24 protein-coding genes are annotated in these 24,435 nt (G+C 71.4%); 11 read left to right on the forward strand and 13 right to left on the reverse strand.

Annotated elements, in window-relative coordinates:
- On the forward strand, positions 1-1,208 hold a 1,208-nt coding region (locus HCN51_RS53730; protein ID WP_206069003.1), incomplete at its 5' end, for a glycoside hydrolase family 18 protein.
- Positions 1,209-1,261: 53 nt separating this feature from the next.
- Here HCN51_RS53730 and HCN51_RS53735 read toward each other — a convergent pair.
- The gene (locus HCN51_RS53735; RefSeq protein WP_168021537.1) at positions 1,262-2,107 is read right to left on the reverse strand and encodes an aldo/keto reductase; all 846 of its coding nucleotides are present in this window, start codon (positions 2,105-2,107) and stop codon (positions 1,262-1,264) included.
- 145 nt (positions 2,108-2,252) lie between these two features.
- On the opposite strand from HCN51_RS53735, the gene HCN51_RS53740 reads away from it, so the two are divergent.
- Positions 2,253-3,797, forward strand: a complete 1,545-nt coding sequence (locus HCN51_RS53740; RefSeq protein WP_168021538.1) for a M28 family metallopeptidase — start codon at positions 2,253-2,255, stop codon at positions 3,795-3,797.
- A 44-nt stretch (positions 3,798-3,841) separates the two neighbouring features.
- Here HCN51_RS53740 and HCN51_RS53745 read toward each other — a convergent pair whose 3' ends face one another.
- Positions 3,842-5,038: an MFS transporter gene (locus HCN51_RS53745; protein ID WP_168021539.1), complete on the reverse strand. Its 1,197-nt coding sequence runs from the start codon at positions 5,036-5,038 to the stop codon at positions 3,842-3,844.
- A gap of 5 nt (positions 5,039-5,043) precedes the next feature.
- Here HCN51_RS53745 and HCN51_RS53750 point away from each other — a divergent pair, with 5 nt between their 5' ends.
- Positions 5,044-5,562: a MarR family transcriptional regulator gene (locus tag HCN51_RS53750; RefSeq protein ID WP_168021540.1), complete on the forward strand. Its 519-nt coding sequence runs from the start codon at positions 5,044-5,046 to the stop codon at positions 5,560-5,562.
- Here HCN51_RS53750 and HCN51_RS53755 read toward each other — a convergent pair.
- The 5 genes from HCN51_RS53755 to HCN51_RS53775 are packed head-to-tail and all read right to left on the reverse strand — an operon-like array spanning position 5,559 to position 10,913.
- On the reverse strand, positions 5,559-6,929 hold the full coding sequence (locus tag HCN51_RS53755) for a sulfatase family protein (protein WP_206069004.1): 1,371 nt from the start codon (positions 6,927-6,929) through the stop codon (positions 5,559-5,561). The genes HCN51_RS53750 and HCN51_RS53755 overlap by 4 nt on opposite strands.
- Before the next feature lie 13 nt (positions 6,930-6,942).
- The gene (locus tag HCN51_RS53760; protein WP_168021541.1) at positions 6,943-7,749 is read right to left on the reverse strand and encodes a carbohydrate ABC transporter permease; all 807 of its coding nucleotides are present in this window, start codon (positions 7,747-7,749) and stop codon (positions 6,943-6,945) included.
- Positions 7,749-8,633 carry an ABC transporter permease subunit gene (locus tag HCN51_RS53765; protein WP_168021542.1) on the reverse strand — a complete coding sequence of 295 codons (885 nt, stop codon included), beginning with the start codon at positions 8,631-8,633 and terminating at the stop codon, positions 7,749-7,751. The genes HCN51_RS53760 and HCN51_RS53765 overlap by 1 nt, the downstream gene beginning before the upstream one ends.
- On the reverse strand, positions 8,630-9,895 hold the full coding sequence (locus HCN51_RS53770; protein WP_168021543.1) for a sugar ABC transporter substrate-binding protein: 1,266 nt from the start codon (positions 9,893-9,895) through the stop codon (positions 8,630-8,632). The genes HCN51_RS53765 and HCN51_RS53770 overlap by 4 nt, the downstream gene beginning before the upstream one ends.
- A gap of 16 nt (positions 9,896-9,911) precedes the next feature.
- Positions 9,912-10,913, reverse strand: coding sequence for a LacI family DNA-binding transcriptional regulator (locus HCN51_RS53775; RefSeq protein WP_080041724.1), 1,002 nt, complete (start codon positions 10,911-10,913; stop codon positions 9,912-9,914).
- 252 nt (positions 10,914-11,165) lie between these two features.
- Here HCN51_RS53775 and HCN51_RS53780 point away from each other — a divergent pair, with 252 nt between their 5' ends.
- Entirely contained in the window at positions 11,166-12,563 is a 1,398-nt protein-coding gene (locus HCN51_RS53780; RefSeq protein ID WP_346434149.1) for a multicopper oxidase family protein, read from the forward strand.
- 67 nt (positions 12,564-12,630) lie between these two features.
- Positions 12,631-13,347, forward strand: a complete 717-nt coding sequence (locus HCN51_RS53785) for a TetR/AcrR family transcriptional regulator (RefSeq protein ID WP_168021545.1) — start codon at positions 12,631-12,633, stop codon at positions 13,345-13,347.
- An 8-nt stretch (positions 13,348-13,355) separates the two neighbouring features.
- Here HCN51_RS53785 and HCN51_RS53790 read toward each other — a convergent pair whose 3' ends face one another.
- Positions 13,356-13,844, reverse strand: coding sequence for a GPP34 family phosphoprotein (locus HCN51_RS53790; RefSeq protein WP_168021564.1), 489 nt, complete (start codon positions 13,842-13,844; stop codon positions 13,356-13,358).
- A 12-nt stretch (positions 13,845-13,856) separates the two neighbouring features.
- A complete protein-coding gene (locus HCN51_RS53795; RefSeq protein WP_168021546.1) occupies positions 13,857-13,997 on the reverse strand; it encodes a GPP34 family phosphoprotein in 141 nt (46 codons plus the stop codon).
- Positions 13,998-14,113: 116 nt separating this feature from the next.
- Between HCN51_RS53795 and HCN51_RS53800 the strand changes: the two genes are divergently transcribed.
- The 6 genes from HCN51_RS53800 to HCN51_RS53825 all read left to right on the forward strand — a co-directional run bounded on the left by HCN51_RS53800 (position 14,114) and on the right by HCN51_RS53825 (position 20,108).
- Complete coding sequence (locus HCN51_RS53800; RefSeq protein WP_168021547.1) at positions 14,114-15,517, forward strand: amino acid permease; 1,404 nt, start codon at positions 14,114-14,116, stop codon at positions 15,515-15,517.
- Positions 15,517-16,065, forward strand: a complete 549-nt coding sequence (locus HCN51_RS53805; RefSeq protein WP_168021548.1) for a GPP34 family phosphoprotein — start codon at positions 15,517-15,519, stop codon at positions 16,063-16,065. The genes HCN51_RS53800 and HCN51_RS53805 overlap by 1 nt, the downstream gene beginning before the upstream one ends.
- Before the next feature lie 100 nt (positions 16,066-16,165).
- Positions 16,166-17,077, forward strand: a complete 912-nt coding sequence (locus tag HCN51_RS53810; RefSeq protein ID WP_206069005.1) for a thermonuclease family protein — start codon at positions 16,166-16,168, stop codon at positions 17,075-17,077.
- 192 nt (positions 17,078-17,269) lie between these two features.
- Entirely contained in the window at positions 17,270-17,941 is a 672-nt protein-coding gene (locus tag HCN51_RS53815) for a hypothetical protein (RefSeq protein ID WP_168021549.1), read from the forward strand.
- A 123-nt stretch (positions 17,942-18,064) separates the two neighbouring features.
- A complete protein-coding gene (locus HCN51_RS53820; protein WP_168021550.1) occupies positions 18,065-18,652 on the forward strand; it encodes a hypothetical protein in 588 nt (195 codons plus the stop codon).
- 124 nt (positions 18,653-18,776) lie between these two features.
- Positions 18,777-20,108 (forward strand): glycoside hydrolase family 30 protein, encoded by a 1,332-nt coding sequence (locus HCN51_RS53825; protein ID WP_168021551.1) that lies wholly within the window; start codon positions 18,777-18,779, stop codon positions 20,106-20,108.
- Positions 20,109-20,174: 66 nt separating this feature from the next.
- Here the strand turns inward: HCN51_RS53825 and HCN51_RS53830 are convergent, their stop codons facing one another.
- The 4 genes from HCN51_RS53830 to HCN51_RS53845 form a co-directional block, all read right to left on the reverse strand.
- Positions 20,175-20,990, reverse strand: a complete 816-nt coding sequence (locus HCN51_RS53830; RefSeq protein ID WP_080041733.1) for a carbohydrate ABC transporter permease — start codon at positions 20,988-20,990, stop codon at positions 20,175-20,177.
- Positions 20,983-21,903, reverse strand: a complete 921-nt coding sequence (locus HCN51_RS53835; protein ID WP_168021552.1) for a carbohydrate ABC transporter permease — start codon at positions 21,901-21,903, stop codon at positions 20,983-20,985. Before HCN51_RS53835 ends, HCN51_RS53830 begins: the two co-directional genes overlap by 8 nt.
- Positions 21,900-23,153 (reverse strand): ABC transporter substrate-binding protein, encoded by a 1,254-nt coding sequence (locus HCN51_RS53840; protein ID WP_168021553.1) that lies wholly within the window; start codon positions 23,151-23,153, stop codon positions 21,900-21,902. The genes HCN51_RS53835 and HCN51_RS53840 overlap by 4 nt, the downstream gene beginning before the upstream one ends.
- 81 nt (positions 23,154-23,234) lie before the next feature.
- A complete protein-coding gene (locus HCN51_RS53845) occupies positions 23,235-24,362 on the reverse strand; it encodes an ROK family transcriptional regulator (RefSeq protein WP_168021554.1) in 1,128 nt (375 codons plus the stop codon).
- Positions 24,363-24,435 lie beyond the last annotated feature (73 nt).

Genomic DNA, 24,435 nt, shown 5'->3' on the forward strand with positions numbered 1-24,435 from the left:
CCTACACCGTCCGCGCCCGCGACGCCGCCGGCAACCGCTCCGCCACCAGCAACACCGTCACCGCCACGACCACCGGCGGCAACGGCGGCGGCGGGAACAAGGTGCTCGGCTACTTCGTCCAGTGGGGCGTCTACCAGCGCGGCTACCACGTCAAGAACATCGACACCAGCGGCTCCGCGGCCAAGCTGACCCACATCAACTACGCCTTCGGCAACGTCCAGAACGGCCAGTGCACGATCGGCGACAGCTACGCCGACTACGACCGCTTCTACCAGGCGGGCGAGAGCGTCGACGGCGTCGCCGACACGTGGGACGCCGGCGCGCTGCGCGGCAGCTTCAACCAGCTGCGCAAGCTCAAGAAGAAGTACCCGCACCTGAAGGTGCTCTTCTCCTTCGGCGGCTGGACCTGGTCCGGCGGCTTCGGCCAGGCCGCCCAGAACCCGGCCGCGTTCGCCGACTCCTGCTACAAGCTGGTCGAGGACCCGCGCTGGGCGGACGTGTTCGACGGCATCGACATCGACTGGGAGTACCCGAACGCCTGCGGCCTGACCTGCGACACCAGCGGCCCGGCCGCGTTCAGGAACGTCATGTCCGCGCTGCGCTCCCGCTTCGGCTCCGGCAACCTCGTCACCGCCGCGATCACCGCCGACGGCACCGACGGCGGCAAGATCGACGCGGCCGACTACGGCGGCGCCGCGCAGTACGTCGACTGGTACAACGTGATGACCTACGACTTCTTCGGCGCCTGGGCGGCGCAGGGCCCGACCGCCCCGCACTCGCCCCTCACCTCCTACTCCGGCATCCCGATCGCCGGCTTCCACTCCGACAGCGCCATCCAGAAGCTGAAGAGCAAGGGCGTGCCGGCGAGCAAGCTGCTGCTCGGCATCGGCTTCTACGGCCGCGGCTGGACCGGCGTCACCCAGGCCGCACCCGGCGGCACCGCCACGGGGCCGGCGCCGGGCACGTACGAGCAGGGCATCGAGGACTACAAGGTCCTCAAGACGCGCTGCCCGGCCACGGGCACGGTCGCGGGCACCGCGTACGCGTTCTGCGGCAACCAGTGGTGGAGCTACGACACGCCGGCCACGATCGGCGGCAAGATGAGCTACTCGAAGAACCAGGGCCTCGGCGGCGCGTTCTTCTGGGAGCTCAGCGGCGACACCACGAACGCGGAGCTGCTCACGGCCATGAAGAGCGGCCTGGGCTGACCTCGTGAAAGACCGGGGCCGGCCCTCCGCGCCTGGGGGCCGGCCCCTTCGTCTCAGCCCAGCTCGCGCAGGTGCTCGGCGGTCAGCCGCACGGTCGAGGCTCCCAGGTTCTCCTCCAGGTGCTCGATCGACGACGTGCCCGGGATCGGCAGCGTCATCGGGGAGCGGGCCAGCAGCCAGGCCAGGCTGACCTGCGACGGCGTCGCCCCGACGGCCTTGGCCACGTGCTCCACCGGGCTGTCCGGGCCCGTCAGCGCGCCCTTGGCGACCGGGCTGTAGGGGATGAAGACGATGCCCTGCTCCGTGCAGTGGTCGAGGACCGGGTCGGAGAAGCGGTTGCTCAGGTTGTAGCGGTTCTGGACCGAGACGATGTCCGTGACGCGCCGCGCCTGCTCCAGCTGCTCCACGCTCACCTCCGACAGGCCGATCTCGGCGATCTTGCCTTCGTCGCGGAGCGCGCCCAGCTCGCCGACCTGGTCCTCCAGCGGCACCTGCGGGTCGACGCGGTGGAGCTGCAGCAGGTCGAGCCGCTCGACGCCGAGCCTGCGCAGGCTCATCTCGACCTCCTGCCGCAGGTACTCGGGCCGCCCCACGGGGTGCCACTGGCTCGGGCCCGTACGGACGAAACCGGCCTTCGTGGCGATCAGCAGGCCCTCCGGGTACGGGTGCAGGGCCTCGCGGATGAGCTCCTCGTTGACGTACGGGCCGTACGAGTCGGCCGTGTCGATGAAGGTGACCCCCAGCTCGACCACCCGCCGCAGCACCCGGACGGCCGCGTCGCGGTCGGCGGGCGGCCCCCAGACGCCCGGCCCCGTCAGGCTCATGGCGCCGTAGCCGAGGCGGTGCACGGTCTTGCCGCCGATGGCCAGCGTGCCGGTGGACGGGAGCGAAATGGACATGCGGTTCCTCACCTCGACTTGCGACGTTCCAGGTCCGTGATGCAACGGATACGTGCTCTCTCTTCCCTACCACGCGACCCATGAATACGTTTCGGGGCATCTGCGCTTTTTGACCTGGTTCACCCTCCACGTTCCGAGGAGCAGCATGAGGTCCCGCTTACGTCAAGGAGTCGTCGGCGCCGTCACCACCGCGGCCCTGGTCCTGTCGCCGATCGCCCTCGCCGGGCCGGCCGACGCCCACGGCGGCAAGGATCCCGCACACAAGCTCGTCAAAGCCGTCTCGGGCAAGAACGTCAAGAAGCACCTGTGGGCGTTGCAGGCCATCGCCAAGGCCCACGGCGGCACCCGCGTCTCCGGCACCCCCGGCTTCGACGCCTCCCGCGACTACGTGGCCGGCAAGCTGCGCCGCGCCGGGTACGACGTCACCATCCAGCCGTTCGAGTTCACCTTCGACGGCTACGTCACCCCGCCCGTGCTCAAGCGGACCAGCGGGGAGCAGAAGACGTACACGTACGGGTTCTTCAGCGACTACGTCGCCATGCAGGACTCCCCCGCCGGAGCCGTCAGCGGCACCCTCCAGGCCGTGGACCTCGTGCTGCCGCCCGGGCCGGCGGCCAACTCCTCGTCCTCCGGCTGCGAGGCGAGCGACTTCGCCGGCTTCACCGCCGGCAACATCGCGCTGATGCAGCGCGGCACCTGCAGCTTCCGCATCAAGGTCGACAACGCCATGGCCGCCGGCGCCTCCGCCGCCATCGTCTTCAACGAGGGGCAGGACGGCCGCACCGAGATCGACCTCAACCCCACCCTCGGCGGGCCCGGCGTCACCATCCCCTCCTTCTTCACCAGCTTCGCGGTCGGCGACGAGCTCGCCGCCACCGCCGGCACCACCGTCCAGATGAACTGGGACCCGATCGTCGAGACCAGGACCACGTACAACGTGATCGCCGAGAGCAGGAAGGGCGACCCGGACAACGTCGTCATGCTCGGCGCCCACCTCGACAGCGTCCAGGAGGGCCCCGGCATCAACGACAACGGGTCGGGCAGCGCGGGCATCCTCGAAGTGGCGCTCCAGATGGCCAGGACCAAGCCGAAGAACAAGATGCGTTTCGCGTTCTGGGGGGCCGAGGAGTTCGGGCTGCTCGGCTCGCAGCACTACGTCGACAGCCTGTCCGCCGAGGAGCGGGCCAGGATCGCGCTCTACCTCAACTTCGACATGATCGCCTCGCCCAACTACACGCTCGGCATCTACGACGGCGACGGCGACGCCTTCGGCACCGCCGGGCCTCCCGGGTCCGACGTCATCGAGGAGGACTTCGAGAAGTTCTTCGCCGGGCGCGGCCTGCCGTACACGGCCACCGCCTTCACGGGACGCTCCGACTACGGCGCGTTCATCGCGGTCGGCATCCCGTCCGGCGGGCTGTTCACCGGGGCCGAGGTGCGCAAGACCGAGGAGGAGGCGGCGGTCTTCGGCGGAACGGCCGGCATCCCGCTCGACCCCTGCTACCACAGCGCCTGCGACACGATCCGCAACATCAACGACCGGGCGCTGGACGTGAACGCGGACGCGATCGCGATGCTGGCGGGCACGTACGCGTTCTCCACCGGCACCATCGGCACGGCCGCACCGGCCCCGGCGGCCCGCGCCGCCGCCGCGGCGCACCCGCACCACCCCGCGGACTCGGCGAGCTGACCCGTCGCCGCGGCCCGCGCCCGTGCTCGCCGGGCGCGGGCCGCTCAGGGGTGCTCGTCCTGGGGCAGCGTGCGTCTGCGGACGAGGGCGACGGCCAGGGCGGCGAGCAGGGCGGCGGCCGGGAGGAGGAAGGCCGGGCCGCCGCCGTACCGGTCGCCGAGGGGGCCGGCGAGGGCGGCTCCGACGGCGCTGCCGATCTGGCCGAGGGTGGTCAGCCAGCCGTACAGCTCGGCGGCGCGCGGCCCGGCGGCCATGGCGGTCAGGTGGTCGCCGGTGGCCAGCCACGGGGCGAGGGCGACGCCGAACAGGGCGATCGCGACGGCCATCGCCGGGACCGTGCCGGGCAGGGCCAGCGGCAGGGAGGTCGCGGCGAGCGTGCCGAGCAGCCACAGGTAGCGGTCGCGCTGCGCGCCGCGCGGCCCGCGTACGGCCAGGGCCAGGCCGCCGGCGAGGCTGCCGATCGACCAGAGCGCGACCAGCAGCCCCGCCTGGTGCGCGGCGCCGGCGTGGGCGGCGAAGGCGGGCAGGAGCACCCACATCGCCCCCATGCAGATCCAGTACGCGAGGTAGGTGCCGCCGAGGGTCCGTACGGCGGGCAGGGCGATGAGGGACGGCCCGGCCTGGACGGGCGGGCGCGGAACGGCGGGGGTGACCGCGAGCCCGGCGGCCAGGGCGGCGGCGCCCGTGAGCGCGCTGGCGGCGAGCGCGGCGGGCGCCCCGGCGAACGCCGCCCAGCCGGTCACCCAGAGGGGCGAGGCGATGTAGACGGTCTCGTTGGCGACGGCGTTGACGGCATACGCCCGGCCCGAGCCCGCCCCGGCGCCGGCCGCGGGCCGGTGGTCGCCGCCGCCCGCACCCGTCCTGGCCGGGGCTTTGGGGGTGACGAGGTGCGGGAGCATCGAGCGGAGGCTGCTGGAGAGGGGCGGCGTGCACAGGCCGCACAGCGCCGCCGTGGCGACGACCGGCACGAGGCCGTGGCCGGCGGCGAGGGCGAGCTGGGTGGTGAGGAAGAGGGCGCCGGACAGGAGGAGGACGGGCCGGTCGCCGAAGCGGGACAGGGCGCGGGACCACCAGGGGGCCGACACCGCCATGCCCGCGGCGGCAGCCCCGCCCGCGAGGCCGGCGGCGGTGAAGCCGCCGACCTGCTGGGCGGCCACCAGGGAGATGAGCAGGGGCCGCATCGCCACGGGGAGCTGGGCCGCGTTGTAGGCGACAATCAGCCCGAGAACGCGTACATTCATTAGTAATGAATGTTCAGGAGAAGCAGGCGGCAAACCTGCTGGGCGCATCCGCCCTGCTCGTGGCGGGTGTCGTGCGCGACGCGGTGACCGGCGCGGTCGGGGCGGGCGGCGCGCTGGCGGAGGCGCTGATCGCGATCAAGGACCAGCCGGGCCGCACCGCCGACTGGCTGGGCACGGTGCTGGGCATCTCCCAGCCGGGCACCGCCCACCTGGTGCGCCGGTTGACCGAGCAGGGCTGGGTCGTGCGGGGCAGCCAGGGCCGCGCGCGCCCGCTGCGGCTCACCGCCGACGGTGAGCGGGTGGCGGCGCGGGCGCTCGCGGCCCGCCAGTCCGCCCTGGAGGAGCTGGTCGGGCGGCTGACGGGTGAGCAGCGCGAGCACCTGGTGTCGATCGCGGCGGCGCTGCTCGGGCCGGAGGCGCGCAGCGAGCATCGGCTGGCCGGCCTGTGCCGCCTGTGCGACCGGGGCAGTTGCCCGGAGTGCCCGGTGTACGACGGCTGGCGCCGGGCGAGCTGCTCCGGCTAGGACGTGGTGCGGGGCTGGTGGCCGTAGCGGACCGGCTCGGGGCCGTTGAGGCGGACCTCCGGGTCGGGCATCGCCTGCTCGCGCCCCGCCCGCGCCCGCGCCGGCTCGATCACGGGCGTCGTGCCCTCGGCCTCGAGGATCCGCCGGACGAGGCGGTCGCGCAGCCCGGCGGCGACCCCGGCGTGCGAGCCGTACCCGGCCAGGTTGACCAGCTCGTACGGATCGTGGTCCAGGTCGTACAGGGCCTGCTCGCGGTAGGCGGGCGCGGCGGGGTCGTCCCAGGGGTGGGCGTCCTCGGCGACGGCGTAGTACTTCCACCGGGACGTGCGGATCCCGCGCCCCACCTCCGACTCGCTCACCTGGAAGAACACCTCCTCGGGCCAGGGGGCGCCGCGCGGGTCGCGCACCAGCGGCAGGAACGAGCGGCCCTGCATCTCGGCGGGCACGGGCAGCCCGGCGGCCTCCAGGAGCGTGGGCGGCAGGTCGAGGGTGCTGACGGGGCGGGAGATGGCGCCGCCGCCGTCGAAGCCGGGGCCGCGCAGCGCGAGCGGCACGCGCAGGGACGCGTCGTGGCAGGAGCGCTTGTACTCGCCGTTGCGGGTCTTGAAGTGGTTGCCGTGGTCGGAGGTGTAGGCCACGATCGTGTCGTCGAGGAGGTCCATGCTGCGCAGGGCGTCGAGGAGCCGCCCGAGCCCTTCGTCGAGCCGCTTGACCTGCCCGAGGTAGCCGCCCATGTGCTGGTGGGCGGTGCCGCCGAGGGCGGCCAGGTCGGGCGGCATCCAGGTGCCCTGGTAGCGCTGCTCGTAGCCGTCGGGGGCGGGGTAGTCGTCCACCTCGTTCTGGTGGTGCGGCTCCAGGAACGACAGGAACAGGTAGAACGGCTCGCCGGCGTGGTCGGCCACGAAGCGGACGGCGGCGTCCACGAGCGCGTCGGAGCGGTAGCCGGGCAGCAGGACGGGCTCGTTCGCCTCGTCGTAGACGATGGTCCGGTACGCGTCGGAGGTGTGTTCCAGGGCGTTGGCGGCCAGCCACGACCGGTAGCCGCCGCGCCGTTCCTCGGGCACCGGCTCGGTGTCGGCCAGGTGCCATTTGCCGATGTAGCCGGTGGCGTAGCCGGCCGCGCCGAAGTGGTGGGCGAGGGTGCGCTCCTCGGGGGGCAGCACGCGGCCGTTGCGGTAGACGCCGGTCGTGGTCGGGTAGCGGCCCGTCTGGAGCGCGGCGCGGGCGGGGGCGCACACCGGCTGCGGGGTGAGCGCGACCGTGGCCTGGGTGCCGTGCCTGGCCATGCGGTCGAGGTTGGGGGTGAGGGGGCCGACGGTGTCCCACCGCTGCTGGTCGGTGAAGACGACGATCACGTTCGGGCGCAAAGCGGAAGGCTCCTTATTTCAGACCGGTCAGGGCGATGCCCCGGACGAAGTATCGCTGGGTGAGGACGAACAGGACGGCGGTGGGCACGAAGAGGATCACCGAGCCGGCGGCCGTGAGGTGCCAGAGCGTGAAGTACTCCTGGTTGAACAGGGTGAGCCCGACGGGGATGGTGCGCATCTCGGGCGTGGAGGTGGCGACGAGCGGCCAGAGGAACTCGTTCCACTGGAAGACGAACGTGAACAGGCCGAGCACGGCGAGCGCCGGCCGGGTCTGCGGCAGGATGACGCTGCGGTAGATGCGCAGCTCGGAGGCGCCGTCGATGCGGGCGGCGCTGATCAGGTCGTCGGGGATGGGCTGGATGAATTGCCGCATGAGGAAGATCCCGAACGCGTCCATGAGGAACGGGGTGATGAGCCCCTGGTACGTGTTCAGCCACCCCACGTTGGCCATGAGCACGTACAGCGGGATCATCCGCACGAAGAACGGCACCATGAGCGTGGCCAGCAGCGCCACGAACAGGGTGGTGCGCAGCGGGAAGCGGAACTTGGCGAAGACGTACCCGACGAGCGGGTCGAACACGAGGTGCGCCAGCGTGATGGCGCCGGCCACGACGAGGCTGTTGACGATGAAGTCGCCGAACGGCGCCCGCCGGAACAGCTCGGCGTAGTTCTCCCATTGGGGCGAGTCGGGCACGAGCACGGCGTCGGCCGACAGCGTCTCCGCCTCGGTCTGGAGGGAGAGCGAGAGCATGTAGAGCAGCGGCACGACGGTGATCAGCGAGGCCAGCCCGAGCAGGGCGTAGAGCAGCCCTTTGCGCATCAGTACGTCACCTCCGAGCGCCGCCCCGCCCTGAGCTGGACCAGCGTGAACGCGACGATGACGATCAGCAGCAGCACCGACTGGGCGGAGGAGTAGCCGAAGTCCCTGGTGCGGAAGGCGACGTTGAAGATGTGGAAGACGGACAGGTCGGTGGCGTCGCCGGGGCCGCCGCCGGTGATGATGTACGCCTGCCCGAACGCCTGCAGCCCGGAGATGACCGCCATCACCGACACGAACAGCGTGGTCGGGGCGAGCAGCGGCAGCGTGATCCGCCAGAAGCGGCGCCAGGCGTCGGCCCCGTCGATCTTCGCGGCCTCGTGGTAGGTCTCGGGGATGCCCTGGAGCCCGGCCAGGAACAGCACCATCGTGTAGCCGACGCTCTGCCAGAGGGTGACGGCGGCGATGGTGAGCAGCGGCGCGGTGTTGAGCCACTGCTGGGCGGGCAGCCCGAGCGCGAGCAGCACCCGGTTGAGCACGCCGAGCTCGGGGTCGAGGATGTTGCGCCACAGCAGGCCGACGATCGCGACGGAGGTCAGGTACGGCACCAGCAGCACCACCCGGAAGACGACCCGGCCCTTGAGCGGCTGGTCGATGGCCAGCGCCAGGGCCAGGCCGAGCACGATCGAGCCGATCACCACGATCACCGAGAAACCGGCCGTGACCAGGAACGAGTGCCGCACGGCGGGGTCGGCCAGGGCCTGGGTGTAGTTGCCGAGGCCCGTCCACTGGTCGGCCATCGGCCCGGTGCGGAAGCCGGTGGCGACGACGTTGCCGATCGGCAGGTAGAAGAAGGCGGCGAAGAACAGGATCGCGGGGAGCAGGAACAGGTACGCGGTCCTGGCGTAGCGGCCCTGGAGCGTGCCGGGCCGGAGCGGGCGCCTCACTTGAGGAAGCCCTCTGCGGCCTTGACGAAGCTCTCCATCGCCTCGGCGGCCGGCTGGTTCTGGATGAGCACCTGCTGGTACATGACCTTGAGCTGCTCCTCCCACTTGCCGAGCTGCCCGGTCAGGCGCACCTGCTGGGAGGAGTCCTGAGCGGTGGGCAGGGCGTCGGCGAAGACCTTGGTGATCGGGTCGGACTGCACCTCGGGCAGCTCGGCCCACGACTTGCGGGGCATCAGCATGCCGGTCTCCTTCGTGGCGGCCCGCTCCACCTGGAGGGTGGTGACGCGCTTGATGAAGTCCCACGACAGCTCGGGCCTGGCGGCCTTGGCGGGGACGAACATGCTGACGCCGGCCGCCTGCGTGGCGGCGGTCCTGTTCTTCAGCGGCGGCGCGACGCCCAGCTCGATGTCGGGGCTGGTCTTCCTGATGGGGTCGAGGTCCCACGGGCCGGTGAGGATCATCGCGGCGCGCTTGGCGGAGAACAGCTTCTGCGGGCCCGAGTAGTCGGTGCCGGCCGTCGGCACGGGCGCCACCTTGTGCTTGTGGACGAGGTCGGCCTGGAACTGCAGGGCGGCCACGGCGTCGGCGCGCGGCTCCATGACGGCCTTGGTCTCCACGTCGTAGGGGGTGACGCCGGCCTGCACGAGCCACGGCCACATGTAGGTGAAGTCCTGGTTGAGCGCGACGCCGTACACGCCATCCTTGGTCAGCTTCCTGGCCGCGTCGAGGAACTCCTCCCACGTCGTGGGCGGCCGCACGCCGGCCGAGGCCAGCATGCCCTTGTTGTAGAACAGGGTGTTGCAGGTCAGGTGGAGCTGCACGCCGTACACCTTGCCCTGGTAGGAGTTGCGCTCGACGGTCACCGGCTGCCAGTCGGAGGGGAAGCCCATGGCCTGGCCGTCGCGGTCGACGAAGTCCTGCAGCGAGCGCGCGTTGCCGGAGACGGCGAACTCCTGCACCCACCCGCCGGGCTCCTCGACCAGGTCGGGCACGGTGCCGGCGGCGAAGTCGGCCAGCAGCCTGGTCCGCAGGTCGGGCCACTGGTACTTCTGCAGGTTGACCTTGACCCGGTTGGCCTGCTCGAACTCGGCGATGACCGTGCGATACGCCTGGTAGTCGTGCCCGGCGTTCCAGTAGACGGTGAAGGTGCCGGGCGCGGTGGCCCGGGTGGCGGGCGCGCCCGCGCACGACGACAGGAGCGGGACGGCGGCGGCGGCCCCGGCGAGGCGGAACAGGTCTCGGCGTGAGGGGTGGGAAGACATGCGGGGGTTCCCCTTTCTAGGACGAGCCCCGCCGCACGAACGTCCACGACCGGACGATCTCGCGGGCGGGTGGCGGCTCCTCGGCCTGGAGGCGGTCGAAGAGCAGGCGTACGACGTCGGTGTAGTCGTGGCGCAGCGGGCCGACGGTGCTGAGCTGCGGGTTGCTGATGAGACCCTCGTCGATGTTGCCGACGCCGACGACGGCGACGTCTCCCGGCACGCTCAGCCCCAGGTCTCTCGCGGCCCAGATGGCGCTGATGGCGGCCCGGTCGGAGGCGGCGAAGATGGCGTCGGGCCGGTCGGGCGAGCCGAGCAGCTCGGTCGCCGTCTGGTACGCGGCCACCCGGTCGTCGGCGCCGCCGGTGATGATCCGTTCGGCGCTGCCGTGCCGGTCCATCGCCTGGAGGTAGCCGAGCAGCCGCCCTTCGGGCTGCTCGCGGTAGACCTCGTAGCGCTGGCCCATGAACGCGATGCGCCGCCGGCCGGTGTCGAGCAGGTGCCCGACGGCCTCGGCGCACGCCTCCACCTCGGGGGTGCGGACCACGTCGCAGCCTTCGAGCCCGCTCTCGTTGCTCATCACGACCATGGGCAGCCCGGTGGCGGCGAGCCCGCTGAGCAGGTCGCGCTCCAGGTGGTCGCCGGTGACGCGGATGAGGGCGCCGTCGGCGATGCCGCCGCGCAGCACCTCGACGGCCGCCTGGGCGCGGGCGGCGGAGTCGACGGAGAGCGTGACCACCGAGTAGCCGCGCGCGTCGGCCATCTCGTGCAGGTCCATGGCCAGCCGGGCGTCGGACGGCACGCCGCCGACCGTGCTCAGCACCAGGCAGACCCGCTGGGTGCGGCGTTTGCGCAGGCTTCTGGCGGCCTGATTGGGGGTGTAGCCGAGCTGCCTGGCGGCGTCGAGCACCCGCTGCCTGGTCTCGGGGGCCACCGGCCGGTCGCGGCCGCTGAGCACGTAGGAGACGGTCGCCACGGACACGCCCGCCAGCTCGGCCACTTGTCGCGCTGTTGGTCTCATGTTAGTCGAATAACCTAGCATTCCCTACCGAGTTATGGGGATATAGAGAGCGCCGGATCTCGGCAGACGGATACGCATGGGGAAGTCTTCACCGGTGAGGCTTCCGGTGAGTGTTAAACGATTAACACCATATTTCGCACCGGCCGACCGTTCAAGGGGTGGAGCCAGCGTGGCGCGGCGGCATTCTTGATCACTCTCGGTTACCTTGCGAGGGGGATGGGGGGATCCGCAATGAATGGTTCGTATGGTCAGGTGTCTCGCAGGTTGTTCGTCACCGGCCTGTTCGCCACGGCGGCCACCGCCGCGCTGCCGGCCGGCGTGGGGGCCGCGCGCCCGCGTACGCAGGTGCTGCGGGCCAAGCCCGCGAAGGTCTCGATCGGCGCGCGCACCGTCTCCACCTGGACCTACGACGGCCGGCTCCCCGGCCCGCGCATCGAGGCCACGGCCGGCGGCGTCGTGCGCGCCCGGCTGGTCAACGACCTGCCCGCGGCGACCACCGTGCACTGGCACGGCATCAGGCTCGACGCCCGCATGGACGGCGCCCCCGGCTACACGCAGAAGCCGGTCCCGCCGGGCGGCACGTTCGACTACGCGTTCACCACCCCCGACCCCGGCACGTACTTCTACCACTCGCACGTCGGCATGCAGAACGACCGCGGCCTGTACGGAACGCTGATCGTGACCGACCCGCACGAGCCGCTCGGCTACGACCAGGAGTTCACGGTCGTGCTGGACGACTGGCTGGACGGCGTGATCGGCACGCCGGACGACGCGCTGAGACGGCTGAACGCCAGCACCGCGCACGACGACACGCTGCGCAGCGACCTGCTCGGCGGGGTCACGGCCGAGCTGCGCCACCCGTACTACCTGGTCAACGGCCGGGCGGCGGAGGCACCCGAGGTGTTCGAGAGCAAGCCGGGGCGGCTCGTCCGGCTCCGGATCATCAACGCGGCGGCCGACACCGCGTTCCGGGTGGCGCTGGGCGGGCACCGCCTGGGGGTGACGCACACCGACGGGTTCCCGTGCGCGCCGCTCACCGTGGACACGATCCTCATCGGCATGGGCGAGCGCTACGACGTGCTCGTCCGGCTCGGTGACGGGGCGTTCCCGCTGGTGGCGGAGGCGGAGGGGAAGGGCGCGCGGGCGTTCGCGATCGTGCGCACGTCCCGGAAGGCCGGCGCGCCGCGCAGCGGCGTGCGGCTGAGCGAGCTGTCCGGGCGTAGGCTGGCGTACGCCGACCTGAACGCCCGGCAGGCCGACCGGCTGCCGCGCCCGTCGAGGAGCGTCACCGTGACGCTCGGCATGCGCCCCTCGGGCAACGAGTGGACGATGAACGACCGCCTGGCCGCCGACCCGATGCGGCTGCGCGTGGAGCGGGGCGAGACGATCAGGATCGTGCTCGACAACCAGTCGCCCATGTGGCACCCGATGCACCTGCACGGCCACACCTTCCAGGTGCGGACGTCATCGGGCCCGCAGGGGCCGCGCAAGGACACGGTGAACGTGCTGCCGCGCGAGCGCCTGAACATCGACGTGCACGCCGACAACCCGGGCGAGTGGATGTTCCACTGCCACAACCTGTACCACCAGGAGCAGGGCATGATGGGCACGCTCGGGTACGGCCCCGCGAAGCGGACGATGAAGCACTGAGCCTGCGTCCGGTGTACGCAGGGCGCGCACGCTGTACGCTAGCATGAGGGGCGGAAAGGAGCCCCTCATGCCGGCAGACGACAAGCAGATCCCCTCGGTGTGGGCCCGGCCGCGCCCGGACCGGCGGCAGCCGCTGCTCACCCGCGAGAGCATCGTGGCCGAAGCGGTGCGCCTGCTCGACGAGGAAGGTCTCGACAACCTCAGCATGCGCCGCCTCGGCAGCCGGCTCGGCGCCGGCGCCACCTCGCTCTACCGCCACGTGGCCAGCAAGGACGAGCTGCTGGAGCTGGCGCTCGACGCCGTCTACGAGGAGCTGCCCCTGCCCGACACGGGCGACTGGCGCACGACCGTGACCGAGGTGGCCCGCGCCATGCGCGCCACGATCCTGCGCCACCCGTGGCTGGCGGCCAAGCTCGGCGACGCGGGGCTGGCCTACCTGGGGCCGAACATGCTGCGGCAGAGCGAGTTCGTGCTCGGCGTCATGGAGGACGCCGGGTTCCCGCTGGCGGAGGCCGACCAGGCGGTGACCACGGTGATGGCGTACGTGGTGGGCATCTCGACCGGCGAGGCCGCGTGGCTGTCCACGGTGGCGCGCAGCGGGCTGACCGAGCAGGAGCTGACCGAGAAGCTGTGGCCGGCCGCCGAGCAGGCGGTGCAGGACTACCCGCGCCTGCGCGCCCGCTACGCCCAGCAGCGCGACGGCGACACCTCGGGCGTCAACCAGGACACCTTCGAGTACGGGCTCCAGCGCGTCCTCGACGGCTTGCAGGCCCGCCTCGCCTGATCCCCGTCTCAGTCGGCCAGGCCGCCCTTGGCGACCATGCGGCCCACGCTCTCACCGGCGGCCTGCTTGAACGCCGCCGCGACCAGGCTGCCGAGCCGGTCGCGGCCGGCCAGCTCGGCGGCCTGCCGCCGGTCGGCCTTGGGCAGCGCCTTGGCGATGAGCCCGGCGGCGTGCGCCAGCGAGACGAGCGCCAGCGTGCGCGGATCCGGCTCGCCGCCGGCCTCCAGCGCGGCGAGCACCCGCCGGTGCAGCGCCGCGCGGGGCGCCGGGTCCGCCTCCGGGTAGACCTCCTCCTTGAACAGCTTCAGGTACGTCCGCGTCTCGCGGGTGATCGCCCCGCGCTCCGCGAGCCGCGCCAGCAGCCGGGCCCGCCGCTCGGGCGTGTACATGGCGGGCCACCAGTCCTCGAACGGCGGCGCCTGCTCGCGCATGGAGAACCGGTCGAGCGTCGGGTCGAGCTCGGCGTCGCCGATGGGGGCGGGGTCGGTGACGTCGATCCGCCCGTCACGTCATTCGATCCGGCCGAGCAGCATGAGGTCGGCGAGCACGCCCGCGCTGAGTGTCCAGTCAAGCAGCTCCAAGTTGACCAGCGGCTTGCCCTTGGGCGTGTGGGCGAGCAGGAGCAGTTCTTCGGCGATCAGCAGGTCCATGCCTTCCAGACTGGCGCATCGCGCCGCTCGCGGCGCTCTTGCGAGGCGGCCCCGGCCTGCGAAAGGATCTCGGATCGAACCCCCCGCCCCTTGCATGACGACTGGAGAGGCCTGTCGTGCGCACACAACAGAACATTGAGCAGTTCGGCTACCGGCAGGAGTTACGTCGCGGGGTCGGATTGACCGACCTCGTGTTCTACGGCCTGGCGTTCATGGTGCCGATCGCCCCCTTCGCGATCTTCGGCACGGTCTATGCGCAGTCCGGCGGCATGCCGGCCCTGGCGTACCTCGTCGGGATGGTCGCGTTGCTGTTCACCGCCGCGTCGTACGCGCAGATGGTGAAGGCGTTCCCGCTGTCGGGCTCGGTCTACAACTACGCCGGGCGCGGTATCGCCCCGCCGGTCGGGTTCATGACCGGGTGGATGATCCTGCTGGACTACATCCTCGTCCCCTGCCTGCTCTATCTCGTGGCGGCCGTCGCCATGAACGCCAGCGTGCCGGACGTGCCCGTCTGGGCCTGGCTGGTGGTCTTCGTGGCCGTCAACACGGTGATCAACCTGCGCGGCATCAAGATGACGGTCAAGCTCACCCGCATCATGATCGTGTTCGAGCTGGTGGTGCTGGCGCTGTTCCTCCTCGTCGGCCTCTGGGCGCTGGTCCAGGGCAAGGGCAGCGGCTTCAGCCTCTCCCCGCTGTTCGACGCGGACCACTTCTCGTGGCCGGTGGTGTTCGCGGCGGTGTCGGTGGCCGTCCTGTCCTTCCTCGGCTTCGACGGGATCAGCATGCTGGTGGAGGAGTCCACCGGCGGCTCGGAGCAGGTGGGGCGGGCGATGCGGCTGGCGCTCGTGCTGGCCGGCGTGCTGTTCATCGTGCAGGTGTGGGTGGCCGCCCTGCTCGTGCCCGACCCGGGCGGGCTGCTGGCCCACCCCAGCGACACCGCCTTCTACGACGCGGCGGCCGTGGCGGGCGGTGAGTGGCTCAGGCACGTCACCTCGCTGGCCACCGCGCTGTCGTGGGGCCTGGCCAACACGATGGTCGCCCAGGTGGCGGTCTCGCGGCTGCTGTACGCGATGGCCCGCGATCGGCAGCTCCCGTCGTTCCTGGCCAAGGTGTCGGTCAGGCACTCGGTGCCGGCCAACGCCATCCTGCTCGTCTGCCTGCTGTCGGTGGGCGTCGGCGTCTGGATGTCCACCCGCAGTGACGGTGTCGCCCTGCTCTCCAGCCTGATCAACATCGGCGCCATGGTCGCGTTCATCGTCCTGCACGTGTCGGTGATCGTGCACTACTCGCTGCGCCACGGCTCAGGCCGGTGGTGGCCGCACCTGGTCGCGCCGCTGATCGGGGCCGGGATCCTGGTGTTCGTGGTGATCAACGCGAACGTGCTCGCGCAGGTGCTCGGCCTGGTCTGGCTCGTCCTCGGCCTCCTGGTGCTGGCCACCTTGTACGTGCTCGGCCGCCCCCCGGCGCTGCAGGGCATGCCCGCCGGGCCGGATCGACTGAAGCGGAGCGTCCCCGACTGATGGACCGCCTGCCGCTGCACCACGACCTGTACCTGATCGGCCACGACCAGGCCGGCCGGCCGCTCATCCACGCGTCGTCGCTGGCGTTCGGGCTGGCCGGCGCCGCGCTGCTCGACCTGCTGTTGGCCGGCCGGCCCGCGCCGGCCGACCCGAGGGCGGAGCTCAAGCGGGCGGTGGCGGACGCCGTCTACGACCGTACCCGGGAGGAGCTGCTCGCCTCGGGGGTGCTCGTCCGGGTGAGCGGGCGGCGCATGGGCGTGCTCCCGTACACCCGCTACCAGCTCGCCGACATCGCCTCCGTCGTGCGGGCCTCCTCGGGGGTGCGCTCGGCGGTGGAGGGCTGGAAACCGCCGGACGCGCGCTGCGCGGGGCTGTGCGGGCTGGTCGCGGTGCTGCGGCTGGAGGCGGAGCTCTACCTGGACCAGCCGGCGAGCCGGCTGGTCGCCCGGCTGCGCGAGATCGCGGCGGCGGCGGGCCCGCCGGTGACCGCCCTGGTGGAGATCGTGGACACGCTGGTCGCGGAGGCGGCGGTCGCCGTGTACCGGTAGGCGCGGTTTATGGGCCCTTCATGGACGCTGCCCCTTGTGCGAGTTACGCTCCGCTGACCACCAGTCGGGGGACCCGGAACGGCTCGCATGGGGGGACTCCATGAGCTACACACTGTTACGCGGCAGCTTCGTGATCCGCTACCCGGACCTGCCCCGCCAGGGGCCGGAGCCCGACGGCGACACCGTCAAGTTCCTGCCCGACACTCCCGCCCTGGTCGAGGGGCTGCCGCGGCGCTCCGGCCGGCCGCCGAACATCAACCGCCGCGGCATCTCCGTACGCCTGGAGGCCATCGACGCGCTGGAGACGCACTTCGCGGAGACCCACCAGGAGCTCGAAGGGGCGAACGCGGCCCGCGACGAGCTGCTGCGCCTGCTCGGCTTCACGAACGTGCGCTTCTTCGAGGACCTGCCGAACAGGGTGCGCTCCGCCGACCAGGACTCCGTCCGCGGCCACGTGCTCTCCAACGGCATCGACGGCAACGGCCGGCTGATCGCGTTCGTCTACGCCGGGGACCACCAGGGGGCCGACGGGACGCGCGTGTTCCTGGACGGGCCGCTGACCGACCGCTCCGCCAACGCGCACCTGCTGGCGGCCGGGCACGTCTACCCCGCCTTCTACGCCACGCTGCCCGCCGACCTGCGCACGCATCTGGCGGAGGTGTCGCAGGCGGCCCGGCGCAAGGCGATCGGCATCTGGCCGCGCTCGACCGCCGACCCCAACGGCGCGGCGGAGGTGGCGAGCCTGGACGGGCTGGAGCGGCTGGTCATGTGGCCGAAGCTGTTCCGGCGCGTCGTGCCGTACCTGGCGGCGGGGTTCCCCGACTTCGGCGGCTTCGACGCCTGGCTGCGCGCGGACCCGGTCAACCGGGACGACGCGCTCTTCCTGATCCCCAAGCTCGAGCACGGCAACCTGCACGACGTGATCAAGGGGACGGGAAACCGCATCCAGCTCACGATGTGGCCGGAGGACTTCATCATCAGCCCGGACCCGGCGCCGCCCGCCATCCGGTGAGGCATGCCTGACGGGCCGCCCGGACCGGGCGGCCCGTCGTTTTTCGGGCGGAGCGAGAGCATTTGAGCAGCGATCGGTTCGGCCGCACGCCGTTTCCCCTATTCTCGTCCTGACCGGGAAAGCGCAGAACAATCCACAAGTCGGGCAAACGGCATTTTGCCCTCTTTTCTTGGGATATTCCGGGAGGGCGCCTTGGCAAACGAACCGGGTCCGAGCCCCCAGGACCGACCGGCCGCCTCTCCCGCGCGGCGGCGCGCCCCGGTGCTGATCAGCCTCGCCGTGGCCCTGCTCGCCTTCGCCGTGACCTGGTGGGTCGTGACCGCGAACCCGTCGCGGCCGATCCAGCACACCGGCGCCGGCCAGGGCGTGGCCCCCACCAGCCCGAAGACCCGCTCGGAGCGCACCCCCAAGACGACGACCTCGGCCCGGCGCCAGGCCGAGGCGATCGAGGAGCTGCTGTCGAACAGCAGCTCCGCCCGCGCCGGCCTCTCCGACGCGCTCGCCGCGGCCGGCCGGTGCGACCCGAAGGGGCTGCAGGCCGTCCGCGACATCACGGTCAGCCGCCGCGACCAGCTCGCCCTGGCCAAGGCGCTCGACGTGAGCGCGCTGAAGGGCGGGAGCCGGATCAAGGACGCCCTGGTCGACGCGCTCGACCTCTCCCATGACGCCGACATCGCGTTCCTGGCCTGGGCCGGGCGGCACGCCGAGAAGAACTGCGCGGGGCCGGCCGGGAGCGACCGCGACTACCGGCGGGGGCTGGAGCGGTCGGAGGCGGCGCGGAAGGCGAAGACGCGTTTCGCGGCGGCGTGGCGGCCGGTCGCGCAAACGTACGGGCTGACCGCGTGGAAGCCCGGGCAGATCTGATCTCCCGCCATTTCGCCGCCCCGCCATTTGTGGTTGAGTCGCGAAATAGCGGAATGCCGCTTGATCCGTCACGGGTCGCAGACCGAGCGTCCCACCGGCGACACGAAGGAGGCACGCATGTTCATGCCGCGCTCTCTGTTCAGGCTGGCGGCCGGCGCGGCGGCGGGATACCTGCTCGCCGTCCGCCCGTGGCACCTGCGCTGGGGTGCCGACGACCGCGAGGTGCACGCGGAGATGCCGGGCGACGACCTCGTCAGGCAGCCGCAGTACCAGGCCACCAGGGCGATCACGGTCGAGGCGTCCGCGGCCACCGTCTGGGCCTGGCTGGTGCGGCTCGGCGGCTACCAGCCCGACGCCGCGCCCCGCCCCGCGACGAGCGGGCACGAGGAGCCGCCCGGGCGGGAGCAGCAGGACCTCAAGGTCGGCGACGTGCTGGCGAGCGGGTCCGGCGGCTCCGGGTTCGTGGTGGAGCAGATCGACCCGCCGCACACGCTGGTGCTGATCATGCGGGGCGCCGACGCGACCACCACGTGCTCGGTCGCGCTGCGCGACCTGGAGGACGCGAGGACCCGGCTGATCTTCCGGGTGCGCATCCGGGCGGAGCCGGGCGTGCGCGGCACCACGTACCTCGCCACGATGGACATCGGCGACTTCCTCACGGTGCGGCGGCAGCTGCTCACCATCAAGGAGCGCGCCGAGTCCTCCCGCTGACGGCCCGCCGGCCACGACCGCCTTCGCAGGGCGGTCGTGGTTGACGGGACGGCCTCCGCGCGCTTACGGTTCCGGCGATCGACGATATATATCGTCACATATCCGAAACTTTCGGAGGCGCGCCATGTTGCGAGGACTCGTCGCCATCAGCCTGCTCGGCTTACCCGCGCCGCACCCGGCCCGCCCCGCCGGCCCTCCGGCCATCACGGTGAACGAGCGCGTCCGCCACCAGGAGATCGACGGCTTCGGCATCTCCCAGGCGTTCCGGCGCAACGAGCTGCTCAAGGCCCTGCCGGCCGACAAGCAGCGCGAGGTCCTCGACCTGTGGTTCGACCGGAACAAGGGGGCCGGGCTCAGCATCCTGCGGCTCGGCATCGGCTCCTCCCCCACCGGCAGCCCGTACGACCACATGGTCTCGATCCAGCCCGACAACCCCGGCGGCCCCGACGCCCCGCCCAAGTACGTGTGGGACGGCGACGACAACAGCCAGGTGTGGGTGGCCAAGGAGGCCCAGCGGTACGGCGTCAAGCGCTTCTTCGCCGACGCCTGGAGCGCCCCCGGCTACATGAAGGACAACGGCGACGACAAGAACGGCGGCACACTGCTGCCCGAGTGGCAGCGCGCGTACGCGAACTACCTGGTCGCCTACACGAAGTTCTACGCGAAGGAAGGCATCAGGATCACCGACCTCGGGTTCACCAACGAGCCCGACTGGACGGCCTCCTACGCCTCCATGCGCTTCACCCCCGAGCAGGCCGCCCAGTTCGTCAAGGTGCTGGGGCCGATCGCCAGGAACACCAAGCTCGTCTGCTGCGACTCCTTCGGCTGGAACGAGGCCAAGGCGTACACGGCGGCGATCGAGGCCGACCCCGAGGCCCGCCGCTGGGTGAAGACGCACACCGGCCACACCTACGCCAGCCCTGTGGACGCCCCGCTGCCGACCGCCAGGAAGAGCTGGATGTCGGAGTGGAATCCCAACGGCAGCACGTGGAACGAGGCGTGGGACGACGGCAGCGGCTACGACGGCTTCGCGATCGCGCAGGCCGTGCACGACGCGCTCACGCTGGGCGACGTCAGCGCCTACGTCTACTGGCTGGGCGGCTCGCGCGGCACGACCAGGGCGCTGCTGCAGCTCGACGACGTGAACAAGGAGTACCACGTGTCGAAGCGGCTGTGGGCGCTGGCGGCCTACAGCCGGTTCATCCGGCCGGGCGCGGTGCGGGTGGAGGCGAGCGCGGCCGATCCGGCGGTGAAAGTTTCAGCGTTCCGCAACGCCGACGGCTCGCGCGTGATCGTGGCGCTCAACACGGGCACCACGCCCGTCACGTGGCAGGGCGTGCACGGCCGGGCGACCGCGTACGTGACGGACAACGCCAACAACCTGACCCCGTCCGCCGTGACGGGCCGCACGGTGACGCTCCAGCCGCGCGCGCTCACCACCGTCGTGATCAGGTGAGATCTCGGGCCGGCGGCGGGAGGCGCAGCTCCCGCCGCCGGCCCGACCCCCCACACCGGCGCGGGCTCAGCCCTTCGTCCCGGTGTGGGCGATGCCCTGGATGAACTGCCGCTGCAGGAAGACGAACACGGCGATCACCGGCAGCGAGGCGATCAGCGAGCCGGCCATCAGCACGGGATAGTCGGTCTGGTACTGCCCCTGGAGCGCGGCCAGGCCCGCCGACAGCGTCATCTTCTCCGGGTCGGTGTTGACCACCAGCGGCCAGAACAGGTCGTTCCACGCCCACAGCAGCGTGAGCACGGCCAGCGCGACCAGGCCCGGCCGGGCCAGCGGCAGCATGATCGACCAGTAGATCCGCCACGGCCCGGCGCCGTCGAGCCGCGCGGCCTCCTCGATCTCGCGCGGCAGCCCCAGGAAGAACTGCCGCAGCAGGAACACCCCGAACGCGCTGAACAGCCCCGGCACGATGATCGCCTGGAGGCTGTTGAGCCAGCCGAGCGCGGACATGATCTGGTACTGCGGGATCACGAAGAGCTGCGGCGGCACCATGAGCACCGACAGGAACAGCCCGAACAGCAGGTTCCTGCCGGGGAAGCGCAACCGGGCGAAGGCGTAGGCGGCCATCGAGCAGAACAGCACCTGCCCGGCCACCCGCCCCGCGGCCATGACCACGGTGTTGAGGAACTGCTCGCCGAACGGCAGCAGGTCGAAGACCTTCGCGTAGTTGTCCCAGCGGCCCTCGGGCAGGAACGTCGGCGGCACGGCGGTGGCGCTGCTCAGCGTCTTGAGCGAGGTGATGATCTGCCAGGCGAACGGCGCCACCATCAGCAGCGACGAGATGATCAGCACCGCGTGCAGGCCCAGCGGGCGACGCTCAGACATAGTGCACCCACCTGCGCTGGAGCCGGAACTGCAGGATCGTCAGCACCGCGATGAGCACGAGCAGCGCCATCACGATGGCGGCGGCGTAGCCGCGGTCGTTGGTGACGAAGGCCCGCTCGTAGAAGAGCTGCACGACGGTCTGCAGCCGCGAGTACGCCGGGTTCGCCCGCGCCGCCTGCCCCGACCCGGTCATCACGAAGACCAGGTCGAACAGCTGCAGCGAGCCGATCACGGAGACGATCGAGATGAAGAACGCGGTCGGCGACAACATCGGCAGCGTGATCCTGAAGAACTGGCGGACGCGGCCGGCGCCGTCCATGGACGCGGCCTCGTACAGCTCCTTCGGGATGGCCTGCATGCCGGCCAGGAAGATGATCAGGTTGTAGCCGACGCTGCTCCAGACGCCCACGACGATCAGCGCGTACAGGGCGGTGGCCGGGTCGGCGATCCAGTTGGGGCCGTCGATGCCGGCCAGCGCGAGCACCTGGTTGATCAGGCCGTAGTCGCCGTTGTAGAGCCAGCGCCACAACATCGCGACCGCGACCGGCATGGTCACCACCGGCAGGAAGAACGCGGTGCGGTACAGGGTCACGCCGCCGAGGCCCGGCCGGTTGAGCAGCGCGGCGAACACGATGGCGATCGGGATCCCGAGCAGGCCCAGCACGGTGTAGGTGAGCGTGTTGAGCACCGCCCGGCCCACCTCGGGGTCGCCGAGCAGGCGGATGTAGTTCGCCAGGCCCGTCCAGGTGTGGCCGCCGAACGCGCCCCACTCGGTGAAGGAGAAGTAGGCGGTCTGCAGGACGGGCCACAGGTAGAAGATCGCCAGGCCGAGGCCCGTGGAGGCGATGAACGCATACCCCCACAGGGCCTCGGTCCACGGCTTGCGGCTCGCCGCGTGCTTCCTTGCGGTCATTCCTTGGCCAGCAGGTCGTTCATCGCCGCCGCGAGGTCGGCCGCCGCCTTCTCGACCGGCACCTCGCCCGTCCACGCCTTGGTGAGGTGCGTGAGCTCGGCCTCCTGCCAGGCGGCGGTGTTCTTGGAGACCGGGTACGGCACCGCGTACGCGACCGAGTCCAGGAACGTCTGCAGCTTCCACTCCGGGTGGGCCTTCACCCAGTCCTGCTGGGTGCCGTTGTAGGCCGGGATCGGGCCCTTCTTGCCCAGAATCTCGGCGGCCTCCTTGGAGCCGAGGAACTTGACGAATGCCCACGCCTGCGCCGGGTGCTCGGTCTTGGCCGACACGACGTTGGCGACGCCGTGGATGATCGTGGCCTGCTTCTCGCCCTTGGGCAGCGGGGCGACGTCCACCTTGTCCTTGGTGTAGTCGTTCTTGCCGAACTCGGCCACGTTCCAGGAGCCGCCCCAGTACATCGCCAGCTTGCCGGCCTCGAAGAGCTGCAGCGGGGTGGTGTCGGTCATGGTCTTGAGGTCGGGCGACTGCTTGGCGGCGATGAGGTCGGTCCAGAACTTGAGGCCGGCGATCGTCTTCGGGTCGGCGTAGCCGGACTGCTTGCCGTCGGGGGAGATCACGTAGCCGCCGGCCTGGTAGATCGTGTTGTACTGGTACTCCTGGAAGCTCGTGAGCTGGGCGCCGACGGCGTACACGCCCTTCTTCGCGTCGGTGAGCTTGGCGGCGGCCTCCTTGAAGTCGGCCCAGGTCCAGTCGTCGGCTGGATACTTCACCTTCGCGGCGTCGAAGAGCGTCTTGTTGTACCAGACGCCGACCGTGTCCATGTCCTTCGGCAGGCCGTACAGCTTGCCCTCGTAGGTGTAGAGGTCGACCAGCGGCTTGGGGTAGACCGAGGTGTCGACCTGCTCCTCGATCGGCCTGATCACGCCGTTGGAGGCGTAGAGCTGGAAGTTGGGGCCGTTCATCCAGAAGACGTCGGGCGCCGCGCCGCCGCTGACCGCGGCCTTCATCTTCGTCCAGTAGTCGACCCAGGGGGTGAGCTGGACGTCCACGGTGATGCTCGGGTAGGTCTTGGTGAACTCCGCGGCCAGCTCCTGCATGACCGCCTGCTGGGTGGCGTCCCAGACGCCGTAGGACAGCTTCACCCTCTCCTCAGGCTGCGTGTCCGTGCCGGCCTGCTCGCCGCCGCCGCACGCGGAGGCGAGCAGTGCCGCGCAGAGGAGGGCCGCACCGCTCCGTGCCGACTTCCACATCTCCCGGTCCTCTCCTAGAACGTGGGAGTAATGATGGAGTCCAGGGAAATTGTTGGCAAGAGTGGCCGTGTTACAGATATCTCACGAGGTCTGGGGATGGCCGACGAGAGGGGAGCGGCCGTCCAGGAGGCGGTCCTCGACGTCGTCGAGCGCGAGACGGACGGCGCCCAGCACCACGGCCTCGTCGCCGAGCGCCGACATGCGCACCTCCGGCGTGCGGATGCACCAGCGGTCCAGCTCCCGCTTGAGCGGCTCGATGAGCACGTCGGCCGAGCGCGAGAAGCCGCCGCCGACCACGACCATCTGCGGGTCCAGCGTCAGGACCAGCGCGGACGCGCCGAGCGCGAGGTCCTTCACGTACTTGCGCACCGCCGCCAGCGCCGCCTTTTCGCCCTCCCGCGCGGCGGCGAAGACGTCCCCCGCCTCCCCGCCGAGGTGCTCCTGCGCGCGGATCCAGCCGAGCACCGGCAGCGCGCCGATCTCGCCCGAGGCGTTGCCGAAGCCCCGGTGCAGCTTGCCGTCGATGACCAGGCCCGCCCCGGTACGCAGGCCCGCCAGCAGGAACACCATGTCCTTGGCGTACCGGGCCACCCCGCGCCAGCACTCGGCCAGGGCCGCGAGCTTGCTGTCGTTCTCGACCAGCACGGGGGCCGGGGCGAGGCGGCGCACGTGCGCGGCCAGGTCCACGCCCGTCCACTCGGGCAGCGCCTCCGACAGCATCACCTTGCCGCCGCCGTCGACCAGCCCCGTCGTGCCGACCCCCGACGCCCACACGTCCGCGCCGGCCAGCCCGGCGCTCTCCAGCGCCTCCTCGACCGCCCGGTCCACCGCCTCCAGGCGTTCGAGCCGGCCCATCTCGGGGGTGACCGGCACGCGGGCGGTGTGCTGCACGTTCCCGTCGAGGTCGGCGACCACCGCGCGGATCTTGTGCCCGCCGATGTCGACGCCGAGCACCCGGCCCGCGTCGGCCCTGAACCGGTAACGCCGGGCCGGGCGGCCCACCCCGCCCGCCGTGGCGCCCGCCTCCGCCACCCAGCCCTTCCGCAGCAGCTCGCGCACCACGTCCTCGGTCGAGGCGCGCGACAGGCCCGTGCGCTTGGCGACCTCCGTGAGCGTGAGCGACGGCTGGCCCTTCAGCACCCTGATCACGGCCAGCGCGTTGAGCTGCCGGAGCCGCGACAGGTCACCGCCGCTCATCTCCGCGGCCATCGGCCCCCCTTGCTGTCCGCTTTCTCAGCCCGAATAATGATGGTCTCCATGATATTTCTTCGGGGAAGGTTCC

The organism is Nonomuraea composti, assembly GCF_012034275.1.
Lineage (GTDB): Bacteria > Actinomycetota > Actinomycetes > Streptosporangiales > Streptosporangiaceae > Nonomuraea > Nonomuraea composti.